This window comes from uncultured Agrobacterium sp., from assembly GCA_913777615.1.
GTDB lineage: Bacteria > Pseudomonadota > Alphaproteobacteria > Rhizobiales > Rhizobiaceae > Agrobacterium.
In genome coordinates this window covers 1-16,424 of record CAJYTK010000019.1, presented here as the reverse complement: position 1 = coordinate 16,424, position 16,424 = coordinate 1, and the positions used below count along the sequence as shown (strand labels likewise).

Genomic DNA, 16,424 nt, shown 5'->3' with positions numbered 1-16,424 from the left:
TTCTCCGGATGTAATCGTCAGATGGGGTCAGGATCGGGGCGCGGCAGCGCGCTCCAGCCTGTCGTTGATCGCTTCGCCAAGGCCTGTCGATGGAATGGGTGTTATGGCAATCGTGTTCGCGCCACTGGCATCGGCCAGTTTAAGGTAGTCGAAAAGATTGGCGGCAGCCTCGGTAAGGTTCCTCGAGGGACTGAGATCGAAGACGGCGACCGCATTGGCCTCTCCCTCCACCGCCTGTCTGCCGAAGCGGATCAACGCCTCGCCCTTCTGGACCGAGGACGCCTTCAACCGAACCGATGCGCCCGGTGCGTAATGGGAGGCGAGCATGCCGGGGGCCTCTATCGCGGCTGATGCCGCCGCCGGGCGTATCAGCTTGACGCCAATGACACGCTCTATTTCATCTGCTACCAATCCGCCTGGACGCAGGAGGCGTACCGAGCTGTCGCTCTCTACCTTGATGATAGTGGATTCGACGCCGACCGGTGCGGAACCACCATCTAGAATTAGATCTATCTTCTGTCCGAGATCCGCCTCCACATGCGCCGCACTGGTGGAACTGATCTTGCCGGAACTATTGGCGCTCGGCGCAGCAAGTGGTTTGCCGAGCTTTTCGATCAGCACGCTGGCAAAACCCTTCGGCAGGCGGATGCCGACCGTTTCGAGACCGGCCGTCGCTAGCGAATGAATGGGGCTGTCTTGTCTCAAGGGCAGGATAAGGGTCATTGGCCCAGGCCAAAAGGCCGCCGCCAGCCTGCGGGATATCGGATCAAAGACCGCATGTTGCTCTGCCATGGCGACGCTGGCCATATGGCAGATCAGCGGATTGAACTGTGGGCGCCCCTTGGTTTCGTAGATGCGGGCAATGGCTGCGGGATTGGTTGCGTCTGCCGCAAGGCCGTAAACCGTTTCTGTCGGTATGGCGACGGGAAGCCCGGCCTTGAGGATGCGGACCGCCTCTTCCAGTGCTTCGCCGGGTTGCTCCTCGATATCGATATGTCGCGCCATTCCTGAAGGCCCCTTGCTTGGAAACAGCGTCTTAAAGCATCCCGCCCAGATGTGTGAAGCTGTTTTGTAAAGAAGACTTTGCAAAAACCGGCAGGCGCATACTTGCACGAAGGATAGGAGCGATCGAGGCACGCACACGGGTTTTCATGTGTATGAAGCGCGTTCAAAACAGGGCTGGACGATAGCGCTTCACATGTGGCGAATGAAATCGCGCATCTTCTCCGAGCGCGTTCCCAGCATCAATACGTTTTTCAAGGCTTCTTTCGGATCTTGCGTCTGGAACAGCAAGCCGCCGCGATGAACCGATTTGTCGATCGTCACGTTCTTACCGCCGTTGTCGGCCTGCATGGCGACGGCGAAATACATGCGGGAGCGACTCTGGTCGATCTTGCCGAAGAACTGGTCTTCGCCACACAATTCGGCAAAGAAATTGGCAAGGTAGAATGACCAGAGCACCGGCTTGCGCGTATCGAAACTGGTTCTCGATGCAGTTACATGGCAATAGCCCAGATGTGGACTGTCTTCGATCAGCCTGTGAAAAATCATGTCGGGGAAGTGGATCGTATGGTGAAAGCTGTTCAGCCGCGAGTAGGTCGTGGAGCCTGCCTCCTGCAAGCGACGGCCGGTGATCTCCGCCACCTTCTCATGGGAGAGCAGGCGTCGCTCCTGCGAGAACGGCATGTCTTTGTAACGGGCGATGCGTCCGGTGCGCAGGAATTCGGAATGCGCCGTCTTCGTACGTTCAGCAGCCGTGTGAGGCCTTTTTACATCGACATATCGGATCCGGTTTCCCTTTTCCAAAACCATATCCCCCTTGAAACATAAGAACTTTTTGCCAGATCTGGGTTAACGCCCGGTTTCCGATGAAAACAAGGAATAGAATTGGGTCGCAGACACAGGCGGTCGTAATGCGACGCAGTCGGCTTCAAGATGTGTCGCAAGTCGCTGTTTTATATAGTGAAATTATTAGATAACACTTTTGCGCACGATGTCGCAATTTGTCGTCAATGCGGGATTGAATGTCGCGCAATGTGGTGCTGGAAAAAGACGTCAATGATTAGATCAATCCACACCATGCGGCCGGATTCATCGGGTGGGGCCGCAGTATATATTCGAGGACATGGCCATGGAACTGCGTGAAACCGTATTGCGCCAATTGAAGAATCGCCGCGAAGGCTTCAGCCTTGAGCAGCCATTTTATACCGATCAGGATTACTTCCAGCTCGACATGGAAACCATCTGGTATCGCGATTGGCTGTTTGTGGGTCATGACTGCGAAGTGCCGAAGTCCGGCATGTATTTCACAGTTCAGGTCGGCAACTATGCTGTGGTGATCGTTCGCGGCAAAGACGGCACCGTGCGCGCATTCCACAATTCTTGCCGCCATCGCGGTTCGCGCGTTTGCACGAGTGAGAAGGGCCAGTCCGCCCGTTTGGTCTGTCCTTACCATCAGTGGACATACGATCTCGATGGTAAGCTGCTTTTTGCCCGCCATATGGCAGAAAACTTCAACAAGGATGATTATGGCCTGAAGCCGATCGCGTGCGAAACGGTTGCCGGTTACGTCTTCATCTGCCTGGCTGATCAGCCCATGGATTTCGCGCCAGTGCGTGCCGAAGTGGAGGCTTACATGAAGCCGCACCGCGCCTGGGAAGCCAAGGTAGCCCATGAAAGCACCATCATCGAAAAGGGCAACTGGAAGCTCGTCTGGGAAAACAATCGCGAGTGCTACCACTGCGCGGCCAACCATCCTGAGCTTTGCCGCACCTATCCGGAAAACCCGAGCGTTACCGGCACAGACGGTGGCGCCAGCGATCCCGAAATCGGCGGCCATTGGGCGCGCTGCGAAGCGGCAGGGCTGCCGAGCCGTTTCAAGATCGACCCGAAGGGCCAGTTCCGCGTGGCCCGCATGCCGCTGATCGGTGAGGCCGAAAGCTATACCATGTCCGGTAAGCCTGCAGTTCGTCGCCCGTTGTCTGACGATGTGACCATCAGCCACATCGGCGCGCTGCTGCTCTTCCATTATCCGACGACCTGGAACCACTTCCTCGGCGACCACATGATTTCCTTCCGCGTGCTGCCGCTCGGTCCGCAGGAAACCATGGTGACGACCAAGTGGCTCGTTCACAAGGACGCCGTGGAAGGCGTCGACTACAATCTCGAAGACCTGACCCATGTCTGGAACGAAACCAACGATCAGGATCGCCGGATCGTCGAAGAAAATGCCTTCGGTATTCGCTCGCCGGCGTATGAGCCAGGTCCTTATTCCATGGAAGACGAAGGCGGCGTCATGCAGTTCGTCAATTGGTATGCCGACTTCATGATCGACCGGTTGTCGGGCGACAAGAAGAAGCTTTCCGCAGTAGCTTGATGCAGATGACCATGGCTGTGACCTATAAGCATATCGATGAGATGAAGCCCTGGAGCGACAAGCTTCACATGCTGGAATGCATTTCGGTAACCCCCGAAACGCCCGATGTGATGACGTTCCTGTTTCGCTCCAATGACACGAACTGGTTTCGCTACATTCCGGGACAGTTCGTGACGCTGGAACTGCCAGTCGGGCCGGAGCCGCTGTTCCGGACCTATACGCTGTCATCGACACCGTCTCGTCCCTATGCCGTGGCGGTCACGGTCAAGGCACAGAAGAACTCGATCGGCACCCGGTGGATGTTCGACAACCTTAAGCCGGGGATGAAGATCCGCGCGCTTGGTCCTCTGGGTGACTTCTCCTACGTTAAGCACCCGGGCGACAAATACCTGTTCATCTCGGCAGGCTCTGGCGTCACACCAATGATGTCGATGGTGCGCGACATGTGCGATCGCGCGCCCCAGAGCGACATCTCCTTTATCAATTGCTCTCGCACGCCCGCTGACATCGTTTTTCGCCATGAGCTCGAATATCTCGCGCGCTACATGCCGAACCTGTCGCTGGGGTTCATCGTCGAGTCCTGTGGTCGTACTGATCTCTGGTCAGGTCTGAAGGGCTTCGTCGACAAGGCGAAGATTGCGCTCCTGTCTCCTGACTTCATGGATCGCACGGTGTTTTGCTGTGGGCCTGAACCATTCATGGCTGCGGTCAGCTCCATGCTCGAAGCCTCAGGCTTCGACATGACACGCTACCATCAGGAAAGCTTCGCGCCTGCCGCACCGCCGGTTGCCGTTGGAGAAACGGCACTAGAAGCCGATGGTGAGGCGATGACGACCGTCGGCTTCACGCTCTCCGGCAAGGAAGTGCCTTGTCAGCCCGGACAAACGGTTTTGATGACTGCAAGATCGGCCGGCGTTCGCATCGGTGCGGCTTGCGAATCCGGCATCTGCGGCACCTGCCGCGTCCTGAAGCTGTCGGGAGAGGTCGAGATGAACCACAATGGCGGCATCCTCGACGAAGATATTGCTGAAGGCTATATCCTGGCCTGCTGCTCAAGGCCGCTTACTGACGTCAAGGTGGAGGCGTAACGCCTCTACCCACCTTATCGCTTCTGGAAATTGGCATTCGCTGCCAAGTCTATGGAACGAGTTCCTAGTTCTTCCGTTTCTAAAATGTCTAAGGCTGTGTCACTGCGGGCGTTTTTCCGCGTTTCTGCCGAAGGATATAAAAACAGCACAACATCAATGTGCAAAGAAACGGAGGAAATTCATGCTGAATTTGCGGAAGACGAGCCTCGCCACCGCTTTTGTCATGGTCCTGACGAGCTTTACGCCATCGCAGGCCTTTCAGGTCCCAACACCTATTCCGGCACCCGTTGCTGCCCAGGATCACGTCGTAGACGTGCAATATCGCGATTGGCGTGACCGTCGTGACTGGCGTCAGCGGCACGGTCGCGACTGGCGTAACCATCGCGAGTACCGTCGCCAGGGCTTCTATAACGGTCACCGTGGCTATCGCGAACGCCGTCCAGGCTATCGTTACCATAACGGTTACTGGTTCCCGCTCGCAGCCTTTGCCGCTGGCGCGATCATCGGCGGCGCAACGAATCAGGCGCGCCCTTCCTACGGCAGCAGCCATCAACAGTGGTGCGCGAACCGGTGGCGCTCTTATCGCGCTTATGACAACAGCTATCAGCCCAATAACGGGCCACGCCGTCAGTGCGTTTCGCCCTATAGCTGAAACCGTTGATTTGGAAGGCCCGGCTTGTCCGGGCCTTCTGCCGTCTAGCAGCAATCCGTTCAAGTATCTGTGATCGTCTCGTTAATGCTGCATTCAGGCTGAGTTTCCTAACGTGAGTATAAGGCGAGTCCACGCCGTTAAAAATGGATAAACAGGAGAATAATCGTCGTAGTTCACCCCGTTCGGTTGAGTATCCGGACGCGAATGGAGAAGGTCAGATGAAGAATTACATGAAAGCTATTTTGGCTGCCGGCCTTTCTGCAGTTGTGGCTGCTGGATCTATTGTGCCAGCACAGGCCATGCCGATTGTGCCCGCAGCACCTTCAGCGCCCCAGGCCGACAACAACATCGTCAACGTCCAGTACTGGCGCGATCGTGGCTATTACCGCGACTATGGCCCAGGCTACTATCGGGGCCATCGTGGCTACCGCGATTACCGTCCTGGCTATCGTCGCCACAATGGCTACTGGTTCCCGTTGGCAGCCTTTGCGACAGGCGCTATCGTCGGCGGCGCACTGGCGCAGCCACGCGAGGTGTATCGCCCTGTTCCGGAATATCGTCCTCGCCCGGTCTACCGTGAGTATCGTCCGGTTGTGCGCGGTGGCGTGAGCCAGGCCCACGTGAACTGGTGCTACGGTCGCTACCGTTCGTACGACGCCCGTAGCAACACGTTCCAGCCTTACCACGGTCCGCGCCAGACCTGCTACTCGCCGTACGGCTGATCGGACAAGGGTATATTATTGATAAGAGCCGTCTCGCATTCGCGGGGCGGCTTCTTTGTTAAATGATGCCGACACGTCGCAGCAGGAACCATGCCAGAAGACTGGACGCTATGATGAATCCGCCCGCGTAAAGCGTACCGTTCCCACCATCGATAAACGGCAGTGCGCTGGTGTTCATGCCGAAGAAGCCGGTGACGAGCGTGGGTGGCAATAGAAACGCCGTCATGATCGAGAGGATGTAGAGATGGCGGTTGGTTTCCGAAGACAGTTTAGAGTCGATTTCTTCATGCAGCAGACGCGCTCGCTCCTGCAGCGCATAGACATCGTAATCGACAGACTCCAGCCGGCTCGTCAGTCGCCCGGCAATTTCTTCAAAACCGACAGGCATGTCATCTTCATCGGCCGCTGATGCGCGCCGCATCAGGGTCAGCACCGTGCGCAGATGCCGATGCAGTCGCACGACGGTGCGTCGCACAGGCGCAAGCCTGCGCCTCTCATCCCGCGGCGTGGTGTCATAGACATAGTCTTCGATTGCGTTGAGTTCTTCGGTCGTCTCCATGACTAGGTTGATCAGGCTGCGCTGGAACTCCGCCACCAGCGCTTCGAAAATATGAGACGGCGTGGAGTAGCGCTTTGAGTTCTTGTCGATGGCGGCGCGCAGTCGGTCAACGGATCGTAGCGGCTGAAGCCTCGTCGTAATGATGAAGCGATCCGTAAGGGCAAAATGCAGCCAGCCAAGATCGCGTGTTTCCTGATCGAACTCACGCTGAAAGTCGACAAGCGTGCCGTAAAGCGCGCCTTCATCGACGGTGATCGAAGGGTGCGTCTCATGGGTGGTCAGGCTGGCGCGGAGATTCTCATCCAACCCCTGGATGGCTTCAAGAAAGGTCGCCACCCGCGTGTCTGCTAGGTTGAGGTGCAGCCAGAAAAATCCGTCGTGGCTCTGTAAGTCTTCCCAACGGGCGCTGGGCGCCAGTCGGGTACAAGACAGATTTCCCGGCTGGAAGCGGTAGGCCCAGACAAGGCCGGGAATGGCGGGGTACTGTATATCCATATGTCAGTCCTGAAAGCCGGAATCTTGGACGGCGAGATCGAGCAGAGGCAAGGGGCTATTGCTGCTCTGAAGGCTGGTGATGCTGCGCAGAGTTTTATGACAGTTTCATAACAAGCGCGATCCCATTGGCGGCAAATTTAAAATTGACGTTTACGTAAAAATCAATTAGCCCGTAGAGACATTGCATTGTAGGCAGACGCTTCGGGAGGAGGCAGGATGTATACCGCGCCGGTAGACGATATCGCTTTTACGTTGAAACACGTTGCAGGGCTGGGCGATGCTCTTCAGAGCGGTGCGCTCGGTGATCTCGATGAAGATCTCGTCGACGCCATTCTCCAGGAAGCAGGGCGTTTCGCGACGGAAGAGGTCGCTCCGCTCGCGGAAGTTGGCGATCGTCAGGGTTCACGCATGGTGGATGGTGAGGTTCGCACGCCGGATGGGTGGGCTGGGCTATATCATCGCTGGGCGGAAGGTGGCTGGAACGGCCTGACGGCCCCTGAGGAATTTGGCGGGCAGGGCCTGCCTCACATGCTCAATGTCGCAGCACTGGAGATGTGGAACTCGGGCTCTATGGCGTTCGCTCTTTGCCCGACGCTCACCATGGGCGCGGTCGAAGCCATTTCTGCTCATGGCAGCGAGGAGCTGAAAGCCGCCTATCTCGAAAACCTCGTTAGCGGCAAATGGACGGGCACCATGAACCTGACGGAGCCGCAAGCCGGCTCCGATCTCGCGGCGCTCAAGGCCAGAGCAGAACGTGCCCAAGACGGTACATACCGCATTTTTGGCCAGAAGATTTACATCACATGGGGTGAACACGACGCTGCCGAGAACATCATTCATCTGGTGCTTGCCCGCCTTCCGGATGCACCTGCCGGCACGCGCGGCATCTCGCTCTTCCTCGTGCCGAAATTCTTGCCCGATGCGGCCGGCAATCCGGGTGAACGCAACGATCTGTTCTGCCATGCGCTGGAGCATAAACTCGGAATTCACGGTTCGCCCACCTGCACGATGATCTTCGGCGATGGCCGTTTCGGTCAGGAGAAAGGTGCGATCGGCTGGCTGGTCGGTGAGGAGAACAAGGGTCTGGCCTGCATGTTCACCATGATGAACAATGCGCGCCTTGCGGTCGGTATGCAGGGTGTGGCGATTTGCGAAGCCGCCACGCAGAAGGCGATTCAATACGCCAATGAGCGGACCCAAGGCAAAGCGCCGGGAACGAAGGCCACGGGCATGAGCCCGATCATCGAGCATCCGGATATCGCCAGAACGCTGCTCACGATGAAGGCGCTGACGCAAGGTTCTCGCGCCATCAGCTTCGCCTGCGCTCACGCGATCGACATGAGCCATGCGGAAAGCGATGCTGGAACGCAGAAGTTGTGGCAGGAGCGTGCAGCCCTTCTAACGCCGATTGCCAAGTCCTTCTCCACCGATGCCGGTGTGGATGTGGCGTCCCTCGGTATTCAGGTACACGGTGGCATGGGCTTCATCGAGGAGACCGGTGCGGCCCGCTATCTGCGCGACGCTCGTATCGCTCCGATCTATGAAGGCACAAATGGCATCCAGGCTATCGACCTCGTCATGCGCAAGCTGCCGCTTTCCGAGGGTCATCACGTTCGGGGCTTCATCAACGAGTTGAAGGAAATCGCCGAAGCCGTTCGTGCATCGAACAAGCCGGAACTGGGCGACACCGCACGCTATCTGGACCAGAGCATCGCCGACCTCGAAGCTGCCACCGACTGGCTACTTGAGGCCCAGGCCAAGGGAGAGGCAGCATCAGCACTTGCCGGTGCCACGCCCTACCAGCGGCTCTTTGGTCTTACCCTGACGGGCGTCTATCTCGCCAAGGGCGCGCTGGCTTCTGTTGATGACGGTAATGGTGCCAAGCGAGCATCGCTTTGCCGCTTTGCCGCTGAAAATCTCTTGGCGGAGACGGTTGCCTTGAGGGACCGCGTGGTGTCGGGTGCTGCGAGCCTCGAAGCCGCACGCGCTGTGCTTGCCTGAGGAGGTTGCTGATGTCTGAAGACCATATCCTTCTCGAGCGTCCGCAGGCCGCACCCGGTGTGCAGGTTATCCGGTTCAACCGTCCGGACAAGAAGAACGCCATCACAGATGCGATGTATCGCAGCCTGATCGATGCCTTGACGGCGGCCAACGCCGACGCTGATATTCGCGTCATCGCCTTTCTCGGTACGCCGGGATGTTTCTCGGCTGGCAACGACATGGCCGATTTTCTCGGCTTTGCCATGTCCGGCGGCAAGGGCAGGCTCGCTGCCGCAGACTTTCTGCACACGCTCGTTGGCGTCGAAAAGCCTATTGTCTCCGGCGTCGATGGCCTTGCTATCGGCATCGGCACGACACTGAACCTGCACTGCGATCTGACGCTTGCCTCCAGCCGCAGCCTGTTCAAGACACCCTTCGTCGATCTGGCGCTGGTGCCGGAAGCCGCGTCCAGTCTTCTGGTACCGCGCATCGCTGGCCATCAGCGGGCATTCGCGCTGCTGGCTGCAGGTGAGGGTTTCACCGCCGAACAGGCGCTTGCGGCGGGCTTGATCTGGAAGATTGTCCATGAGGCGGAGTTGGAGGCGGAAACGCTCAAAACTGCCGCTCATCTTGCATCCAAGCCACCGCAGGCGCTGAAGATCGCTCGTGATCTGGTGCGTGGCGATATCGACGGTATCCGAAAGAGGATCGACGAGGAAATCGTCCACTTTGCAGCCCAGCTTCAGAGCGCGGAGGCGAGAGCTGCGTTCGAAGCATTCATGCGTCGTTAAGGCTTAGCGAAGAAAGGCGGCGACCTTTACGGAACGGGAAGTGTTTCCGGTTATTCGATCAGCATCTTTACTGTTGGGAGAAGGCCGTCATGATGCGTAAAACCGCTCTTGCAATGATCGCACTACTGTCCGTATCCGGTGTTGCGGAGGCGGCCCTGCTTCAGTCTTTTAAAACGCCGTTGCCTGCACAGAGCGATGTGGTGCTGGTGCAGGACTTTAACAGTAGCTCGCAACGCAGCAACCAGAACCAGAACAATGGTTGGGACCGCCGCCAGCCGCGTTTCGTCTGCGTCATCACCCCGCCGGACAGTGCTGAGCGCTCGCGCCCCTATGTCTGCCCCGTCCAACAGGGCAGGGTTGGCGGTCGTTGCCGCTGCTCCGGCGTTGTCGGCAGCGGCAATATCGATACCGCCTGGTAAAAAGCCTTATTTTTCCAGCGTCACGACCGCCTCGACATGCGGCGACCAGAGGAACTGGTCGATCGGCGTAACGTTCGTAATGCGATAACCGCCCTCGACCAGGATAGAAAGATCGCGTGCCAGAGACAGCGGATTGCAGCTGACGGCAACGATCTTCTTCACTGTGCTGCGAGCGAGCTCCTTGCACTGCGCTTCAGCACCGGCTCTCGGCGGATCAAAGACGACGGCGTCGTACACCTTCAGTTCCTTGGCAATCAGCGGATGTCGGAAAAGATCGCGCCGTTCGATCGTGACCGGCTTCAGGCCGGGGGTGTTGCGTGCGGCAAAATCCAGCGCCTTCAATGGCTTGTCTTCGGCTTCCACACCATGCACCTTGCCGATGCGCGCCAGCCGTAGCGTAAAGGTTCCGGTACCGCAGAACAGATCGGCGATCCGCTTCGATTTGCCGATATGCTCCAGCACACGTTCGGCCATTGCGTCTTCCGCCACCTTGGTTGCCTGAAGGAAACTGCCAGCGGGAGGAGCGACCTTGACGCTGCCAAACTCGATGACCGGCTTTTGCGGCTCGATGAGAATTTCTCCTGACAGCGATACGCGGGCGATACCGCGCATGGAAAGAACCGTTTCGGTCAGTGCCCGACGCTGCTTGTCATTGACTGATTTGATGCCGTCCACGGCAATATCGAGCCCAGATAGCGTCTCCAGCACTGTCATGCGGAAAGGTTCGGCATTGGATGCCAGCGGCAGGCCGATTGCGCGGATTGCATCCAGCCTCGATACGATGGCAGGTGACGCGATGGGACATTCTTCGATCGCAACAATATGGTGGCTATTGGCCTGGCTGAAGCCGAGAAGAAGTCCTTTCTCCGTTTTGCGTGCGGTGAAGACGACGCGACGGCGCTCACCGGGCCGACAGATCACCAGTGGCGCGACCTCGGCATCCAACCCTTTGGAGCGCAGCGCGGAGACGACGAGGTTGCGTTTGAAGGCGTGATAGGTTTCGTCCGCCACATGTTGAAGCGAACAGCCCCCGCAAGTGCCGTTCTTGCCATCCGGCCCGAAATGACGGCAGGCGGGCTCACGTCTCTGCTCCGACGCCTCGGTGATCGACATGATCGTTCCCTGGTCTTTCACTCGGGCGATCGCGACTGTTTCCCCCGGAAGGGAGAAGGGCACATAGACAGTGCCTTCAGGGCAATGTGCGATGCCGTCGCCCTGGGCTCCCAGACTCTGGATCTTGACGGTCTGCGTGCTCATGGCTTTCTGCCTCCGAGAAGGAATTCTACATTGCCATCCCCACCCGCAATCGGGGAAGGGATAAGACCAAGGCTTTCCCAGCCCATATCTTCGGTCAGCCAGCGTTCCAGCTCTGCGGCGACTTGCGGCGCTGTCTCCGGCTCTTTCAAAAGACCAGCCTTGCTGATCGCATCACGGCCTGCCTCGAATTGCGGCTTGACGAGAAGCACGGCGAGCGCGCCCTCGACTGCGAGATCGAGTGCGGGCGCCAGCGCAAGCTTCAGCGAGATGAAGGAGACATCCGACACGATGAAGCTGATCTCGCGACCGTCGATATCGTCCTGTGTCAGGAACCGCGCATTCAGCCCCTCGATGCTGGTCACGCGTGGATTGTTCTCCACCCGTGGATGGATCTGCCCATGACCCACGTCGATCGCCGTCACGTGGCCAGCGCCGCGCTCCAGCAAAACCTCCGTAAAACCGCCGGTGGAGGCACCCACATCCAGGCACTCTTGGCCTTTCGGGTCCAGCTCGAAATGATCGAGTGCGGCAACGAGCTTCAAGGCGGCGCGCGAGACATAATCCTGCGCCGGATCGTCAATGGCGATCACTGCGCTCTCAGCGAAGCAGAGGCTTGGCTTGGTCACGATCTTGCCATTCACGCTGACGGTGCCGCGCGATACGGCATCGCGCGCGCGGGAGCGGCTTGCAAACAGGCCCTTGGCGACCAGGAGCTGGTCCAGGCGTTGGTTTTCAGATGTTTTGGTCATGGAGAGTGTCAATGACGGCCAATCGGGCGCAGCGCAAGCGGTTTGTGTCCGAGGGCTCTTGAAGACTTCGTTTACCCTGCCCGGCACTACTCAGCTTTGTTTTTTTAGTACCTTCAGATTTAAGCAAAAATCAACCGCTTTGCAGCAGTTTGCGAAGCTGAAAAAAGAGCCGTCGCTGACATGAAGGTTAGGCCGGAAAACTTGCGGTTCGCGGTCTGATGACTGATGCGCGGTCCTGCGTCGAAGAAGAGTTGTCGATGTCTTTGAAAAATTTACCTATCAATATCAAACTGATGATGACCTTCGTCGCCTTGATGGGTGTGTGTCTAGTCGCCTCGGCATTCGTCTTTCTTCAAACGCTAGACGCGCAGCATCTGTCTGAAACGCAAACTCGCACAGCTCAACTGATGCAGACGGTCGACGAAGCGAAAGCCGCCATGCTGGAGCAGGTGGTCAATCAGCGCGGCTTTCTTCTGTTCCGAAGCGACAGCACCTACAAAGACGTCTTCGCCCAGCGCGACGTGATGCTCGCGAAACTGAAGGAGGCACGTGGGTACGCCGCAGACCAACCGGATATTCTGAAATCCATCGACGAGATGGAAGCCACTGCGACTGTCTTCTTCAAACAACTGGCCGAGCCGCAGATCGCCGCTCGCAAGACGACGGAAGCCCCAATTTCCGAAATCATCGAGATCGGCCGCAACCAGGCCAAGGGCCAGGTCGATGGCTTCCGCGCCGCTGCCGACAAGATCAAAGAACAGCTCAACACGTTGACCAGGTTGGAGGTCGCTGCGCAGCAAGGCGCTCAGGCCAATCTTCAATATGCGCTGCTCGGTGGTGGTGCTGCAGCTGGCCTCGTTTCGGTTCTGTTGATCTGGGCGTTGTCGCGCGCCATCGTCACGCCCATCGTCGGCATGACGGATGCCATGAGCCGTCTTGCCAATGGCGATAACAATGTCGATGTCCCTGCGGTTGATCGCGGCGACGAAGTTGGGAAAATGGCCAAGGCCGTTCTGGTCTTCAAGGACAGCGCGATCGAGAAGCAGCGTCTTGCAGGTGAGACGGACCGCATGCGCTCCGCGACCGAAGCTGATCGTCGGCGCAACGAGGCTGAAAAAGAGCGCGCCGAAGCTGAACAGGCTTTTGCCCGCGAAGAACTTGCCAAGGGTCTCCAGGCACTGGCCGACGGCAATCTCGACTATCGCATCGAAAAGCCGTTCACCCCGTTCGTCGAGCCGCTTCGTCTGAACTTCAACACCTCGCTCGATAGCCTGCAGCAGACATTGCGTAAGGTGGGCGAGAACGCTGCTGCAATTCATGCCGGCGCCGCCGAAATGCTGTCCGCAGCCGATGATCTGTCGCGCCGCACGGAACAGCAGGCAGCTTCCGTCGAACAAACCGCTGCTGCCCTGGAAGAAGTGACCACCACCGTTCGCGATAGCGCCAAGGGTGCTGAAGAAGCAGGAGCTCTGGTGCAGCGCGCCCGTGCCGGTGCCGAACAATCCGGTGCGGTCGTGCGTCGCGCCGTGGCCGCAATGCAGGAAATCGAAAAGTCTTCCGGCGAAATCACCAACATCATCGGTGTGATCGATGATATTGCCTTCCAGACAAACCTGCTCGCGCTGAATGCTGGTGTTGAGGCTGCCCGTGCCGGTGAGGCCGGTAAAGGTTTTGCCGTCGTGGCACAGGAGGTTCGCGAGCTTGCTCAGCGTTCCGCCAATGCCGCGAAGGAAATCAAGGCGCTGATCAGCAACTCAAGCAGATACGTTGAAAATGGCGTAGGCCTCGTCGATGAGACCGGCAAGGCGCTACAGATGATCGTCGCTGAGGTGGAAGAGATCAACGCTCATGTCAGCGCCATCGTCACGGCATCACGCGAACAAGCGACGGGCCTGCAGGAGATCAGTACTGCCGTCAACAGCATGGACCAGGGAACGCAGAAGAACGCCGCCATGGTCGAACAACAGACCGCAGCCAGCCATTCGCTGGCTCGCGAGGCTGAGGCGTTGAACGGACTGATCGGCCAGTTCAACCTCGGGGCAGGGGCAGAACAGCGCATCGCGTCCTACATACCGCCCGCCACTCCCGTTGTCCCGCGTTCCGCCCCAGCGGCTTCCGCCAAGCCGCTCTATTCGACGAAGCCGAGCTTCACGCCCGCTGCTGTTAAGCCAACCGCACGCCCTGTAGCCTCGCCCGCGCGTGCGCTGGGCAATACGCTCGCCAAAGCCTTTGGAGCGTCGGCAGAAGCGGTGCAGCCGAAAGCAAGCGAACAGAACTGGGAAGAGTTCTGAGAGCAGGCTCATCGCGAGCTCGCTGAACTGCCAAACCATGAGAACATATGGCAAGGCAGATATTAAAACCGTTACGGCGGATACAACAAAATGGTCCCAGATCTAAAGGACCTTTGAGCCCGCCGTACAACTCATGAAGTCTCTTTGAGCCGGAGATAATTTCCGGCTCTCGTGTCGCAGCATGCGCTGCGACCGACGGCGTTATGCCGGTGTCTGCGCGAAAAGCCGTCACACACGAAGGTATTGCACCTCTCGAAGTGTCTCGACACGCATAGCATTCCCTTATTAGGCTCCCCCAATTCGCAACCTGATCCCGGTCCGTTCTTGTTTTCATTTCAAGACGTTCCGAGAACCTGATCTCGTCGCGCATCTAACGTGGAGCGGTCAAAATCAATGAAGGATGAGTTTTACCGAATCAGCACCCCACGCTCGCCCTCCATCAAGATTCAATGCCAGCCGCTTCATCGAAAGCTGACGGGATGCACTGTCAGACGATTGCACGTGAAAGTTTAGCCAGTAGTATCGTGATGATCTGCTGATGCGACGGTGAGACGCAGTATATCTCGTAACGATATTGCTGGAAGAGTGATGATTACTGCCAGTATCAAGCCCGCGAGGGCATTCGATTGAATGTCCTAAACGGCGAATCATGCAGAAGAAAAACAACTTTACCGGGTTTTCTCCGTTAACTCACGCCGGGTGTCGGAACGGAAACCAAGGCCCCAGAAACCGTATTCATCGCAATTACACTTCGATAAAGTCGATATTATATCTTAAAATCGATGTATTGTAATTCATTTATGTCAATATAATAAAAAATATGCTTGTGTTTAACCCTTTTTTTTATGTCGTTATCTCTGCTGGCGGTTTACCTATTTATTTTCCGACGGGGTTTTCCTTGGAAAGGAAAAAGACTGCGTGAATGATTGAGAATCTGAGTCCGAATTAAAATTTTTCGCTCTTGATAGATGGTTAAAATGATGTAGGTGGCATAGTTTTCCTTTGAAATTTAGCGTTTGATTCGGCGAGATACATGTGTCTCAAGAATAATCAGATGCGTCACCAATATTAACTTGGCTTTAAATGTTTGCCTGATAAGACACCCTTACAGTTAGGTTACTCAAGCAACCAAATTTATTAGCGTCATTCGCAATAACTAGCGTGGAAAATCCGGGCTTCCCTCTCAGGCTCGAATTGCATGAAGCGGTTCCTACGCAGGTTCACATGAGCCATGTTCTCAACAATTTCGCTTCATTTGCGCGTGTCGGATTCATGTCTATTTGGGCGATGTCTGACGGCAGATAGGCGTGACCAGTCGCCATCCGGTAAGGGACACGTTCATGACTTCCATTATTTCTTCGCTGTCTGCTGCGCAGATTTCAAAGCTTTCCACATCGACTATTGCGAGCTTGACCTCCGCGGACGTGAACGCTCTTGATAATACAAAAATCAAGGCCCTTAGTTCTTCGCAGATCGCAGCCCTTAGTACCGCGAATATCGCTTTGCTCGACTCTGAAGACATGCGCGCCATTTCGCCGAGCGCCGTCAAGGGTCTGACGCTGAATCAGCTGGAGGTGCTCAGCAGCGGCCAAGTCAGCAGCCTGAGTGCGGCGCAGGTCGTTGCTCTTTACACCAGTCAATTCGAGGCTCTTGGGACAAGCCAGATCGAGGCGCTCACCTCGGCGCAGGTTGCTGGCCTCACAGCAGCTCAGGTCGGTACACTGGACAGTGCCGAGCTCGCGCTCTTCTCCACCAGTGAAATTAAAGCATTCAGCGTCACCGCACTGTCAGGCCTGTCCCCCGCGGCTCTGGCAAACCTAGCTACCGCGAGCGCAGAAGCACTGACCAAGGCGCAGATCACCGTTCTGTCTTCTGGACAGCTGAATGCCCTGTCGTCGGACGCTCTGGCAACCTTTTCCTCCGATGAGATCAAGGCAATCAGCGCCAAGGCACTGTCTGGGCTGAATGTCTCCAATCTCAGCACCGACAACATCGCCGCTCTGACCAAGGCTCAGGTTGGCTCGCTTTCCTCGGCGCAGTTTGCA

At 57.2% G+C, this 16,424-nt stretch carries 13 protein-coding genes and 1 pseudogene; 9 read left to right on the top strand and 5 right to left on the bottom strand.

The window, feature by feature from the left end; all coding sequences use genetic code 11:
• Positions 1–27 precede the first annotated feature (27 nt).
• Positions 28–1,005 carry an L-threonylcarbamoyladenylate synthase gene (locus QZ862_RS17165; RefSeq protein WP_296101126.1) on the bottom strand — a complete coding sequence of 326 codons (978 nt, stop codon included), beginning with the start codon at positions 1,003–1,005 and terminating at the stop codon, positions 28–30.
• Between the two features lie 189 nt (positions 1,006–1,194).
• On the bottom strand, positions 1,195–1,806 hold the full coding sequence (locus QZ862_RS17160; RefSeq protein ID WP_296101125.1) for a DUF6656 family protein: 612 nt from the start codon (positions 1,804–1,806) through the stop codon (positions 1,195–1,197).
• A 325-nt stretch (positions 1,807–2,131) separates the two neighbouring features.
• Between QZ862_RS17160 and QZ862_RS17155 the strand changes: the two genes are divergently transcribed.
• The 4 genes from QZ862_RS17155 (at position 2,132) to QZ862_RS17140 (ending at position 5,838) form a co-directional block, all read left to right on the top strand.
• Entirely contained in the window at positions 2,132–3,376 is a 1,245-nt protein-coding gene (locus QZ862_RS17155) for an aromatic ring-hydroxylating dioxygenase subunit alpha (protein ID WP_296101124.1), read from the top strand.
• A 5-nt stretch (positions 3,377–3,381) separates the two neighbouring features.
• Positions 3,382–4,464: a hybrid-cluster NAD(P)-dependent oxidoreductase gene (locus QZ862_RS17150; RefSeq protein ID WP_296016937.1), complete on the top strand. Its 1,083-nt coding sequence runs from the start codon at positions 3,382–3,384 to the stop codon at positions 4,462–4,464.
• Between the two features lie 181 nt (positions 4,465–4,645).
• Positions 4,646–5,116 carry a BA14K family protein gene (locus tag QZ862_RS17145; protein ID WP_296016703.1) on the top strand — a complete coding sequence of 157 codons (471 nt, stop codon included), beginning with the start codon at positions 4,646–4,648 and terminating at the stop codon, positions 5,114–5,116.
• Positions 5,117–5,334: 218 nt separating this feature from the next.
• Positions 5,335–5,838 carry a BA14K family protein gene (locus QZ862_RS17140; protein WP_296016702.1) on the top strand — a complete coding sequence of 168 codons (504 nt, stop codon included), beginning with the start codon at positions 5,335–5,337 and terminating at the stop codon, positions 5,836–5,838.
• Between the two features lie 58 nt (positions 5,839–5,896).
• Here the strand turns inward: QZ862_RS17140 and QZ862_RS17135 are convergent, their stop codons facing one another.
• Entirely contained in the window at positions 5,897–6,892 is a 996-nt protein-coding gene (locus QZ862_RS17135) for a transporter (protein ID WP_296041335.1), read from the bottom strand.
• 216 nt (positions 6,893–7,108) lie between these two features.
• Between QZ862_RS17135 and QZ862_RS17130 the strand changes: the two genes are divergently transcribed.
• The 3 genes from QZ862_RS17130 (at position 7,109) to QZ862_RS17120 (ending at position 10,082) form a co-directional block, all read left to right on the top strand.
• The gene (locus QZ862_RS17130; RefSeq protein ID WP_296101123.1) at positions 7,109–8,893 is read left to right on the top strand and encodes an acyl-CoA dehydrogenase; all 1,785 of its coding nucleotides are present in this window, start codon (positions 7,109–7,111) and stop codon (positions 8,891–8,893) included.
• Positions 8,894–8,904: 11 nt separating this feature from the next.
• Positions 8,905–9,663, top strand: coding sequence for a crotonase/enoyl-CoA hydratase family protein (locus tag QZ862_RS17125; protein WP_296101122.1), 759 nt, complete (start codon positions 8,905–8,907; stop codon positions 9,661–9,663).
• Between the two features lie 89 nt (positions 9,664–9,752).
• The gene (locus tag QZ862_RS17120; protein WP_296101121.1) at positions 9,753–10,082 is read left to right on the top strand and encodes a hypothetical protein; all 330 of its coding nucleotides are present in this window, start codon (positions 9,753–9,755) and stop codon (positions 10,080–10,082) included.
• Between the two features lie 6 nt (positions 10,083–10,088).
• Here the strand turns inward: QZ862_RS17120 and QZ862_RS17115 are convergent, their stop codons facing one another.
• Entirely contained in the window at positions 10,089–11,339 is a 1,251-nt protein-coding gene (locus QZ862_RS17115) for a class I SAM-dependent RNA methyltransferase (protein ID WP_296101120.1), read from the bottom strand.
• Positions 11,336–12,088 carry a TlyA family RNA methyltransferase gene (locus tag QZ862_RS17110; protein WP_296101119.1) on the bottom strand — a complete coding sequence of 251 codons (753 nt, stop codon included), beginning with the start codon at positions 12,086–12,088 and terminating at the stop codon, positions 11,336–11,338. Before QZ862_RS17110 ends, QZ862_RS17115 begins: the two co-directional genes overlap by 4 nt.
• 257 nt (positions 12,089–12,345) lie before the next feature.
• Here QZ862_RS17110 and QZ862_RS17105 point away from each other — a divergent pair, with 257 nt between their 5' ends.
• Both QZ862_RS17105 and QZ862_RS17100 read left to right on the top strand, forming a co-directional pair.
• Positions 12,346–14,379: a methyl-accepting chemotaxis protein gene (locus QZ862_RS17105; protein ID WP_296101118.1), complete on the top strand. Its 2,034-nt coding sequence runs from the start codon at positions 12,346–12,348 to the stop codon at positions 14,377–14,379.
• Between the two features lie 1,340 nt (positions 14,380–15,719).
• Positions 15,720–16,424 (top strand): annotated as a pseudogene (locus QZ862_RS17100) (ice nucleation-like protein); the annotation flags it as partial.

Excerpts from the sequence above, each read along its gene's own strand:
- QZ862_RS17165 (WP_296101126.1), bottom strand. The coding sequence starts at position 1,005 with ATGGCGCGACATATCGATATCGAGGAGCAACCCGGCGAAGCACTGGAA.
- QZ862_RS17155 (WP_296101124.1), top strand. The coding sequence starts at position 2,132 with ATGGAACTGCGTGAAACCGTATTGCGCCAATTGAAGAATCGCCGCGAA.
- QZ862_RS17150 (WP_296016937.1), top strand. The coding sequence starts at position 3,382 with ATGACCATGGCTGTGACCTATAAGCATATCGATGAGATGAAGCCCTGG.
- QZ862_RS17145 (WP_296016703.1), top strand. The coding sequence starts at position 4,646 with ATGCTGAATTTGCGGAAGACGAGCCTCGCCACCGCTTTTGTCATGGTC.
- QZ862_RS17140 (WP_296016702.1), top strand. The coding sequence starts at position 5,335 with ATGAAGAATTACATGAAAGCTATTTTGGCTGCCGGCCTTTCTGCAGTT.
- QZ862_RS17135 (WP_296041335.1), bottom strand. The coding sequence starts at position 6,892 with ATGGATATACAGTACCCCGCCATTCCCGGCCTTGTCTGGGCCTACCGC.
- QZ862_RS17130 (WP_296101123.1), top strand. The coding sequence starts at position 7,109 with ATGTATACCGCGCCGGTAGACGATATCGCTTTTACGTTGAAACACGTT.
- QZ862_RS17125 (WP_296101122.1), top strand. The coding sequence starts at position 8,905 with ATGTCTGAAGACCATATCCTTCTCGAGCGTCCGCAGGCCGCACCCGGT.
- QZ862_RS17120 (WP_296101121.1), top strand. The coding sequence starts at position 9,753 with ATGATGCGTAAAACCGCTCTTGCAATGATCGCACTACTGTCCGTATCC.
- QZ862_RS17115 (WP_296101120.1), bottom strand. The coding sequence starts at position 11,339 with ATGAGCACGCAGACCGTCAAGATCCAGAGTCTGGGAGCCCAGGGCGAC.
- QZ862_RS17110 (WP_296101119.1), bottom strand. The coding sequence starts at position 12,088 with ATGACCAAAACATCTGAAAACCAACGCCTGGACCAGCTCCTGGTCGCC.
- QZ862_RS17105 (WP_296101118.1), top strand. The coding sequence starts at position 12,346 with ATGTCTTTGAAAAATTTACCTATCAATATCAAACTGATGATGACCTTC.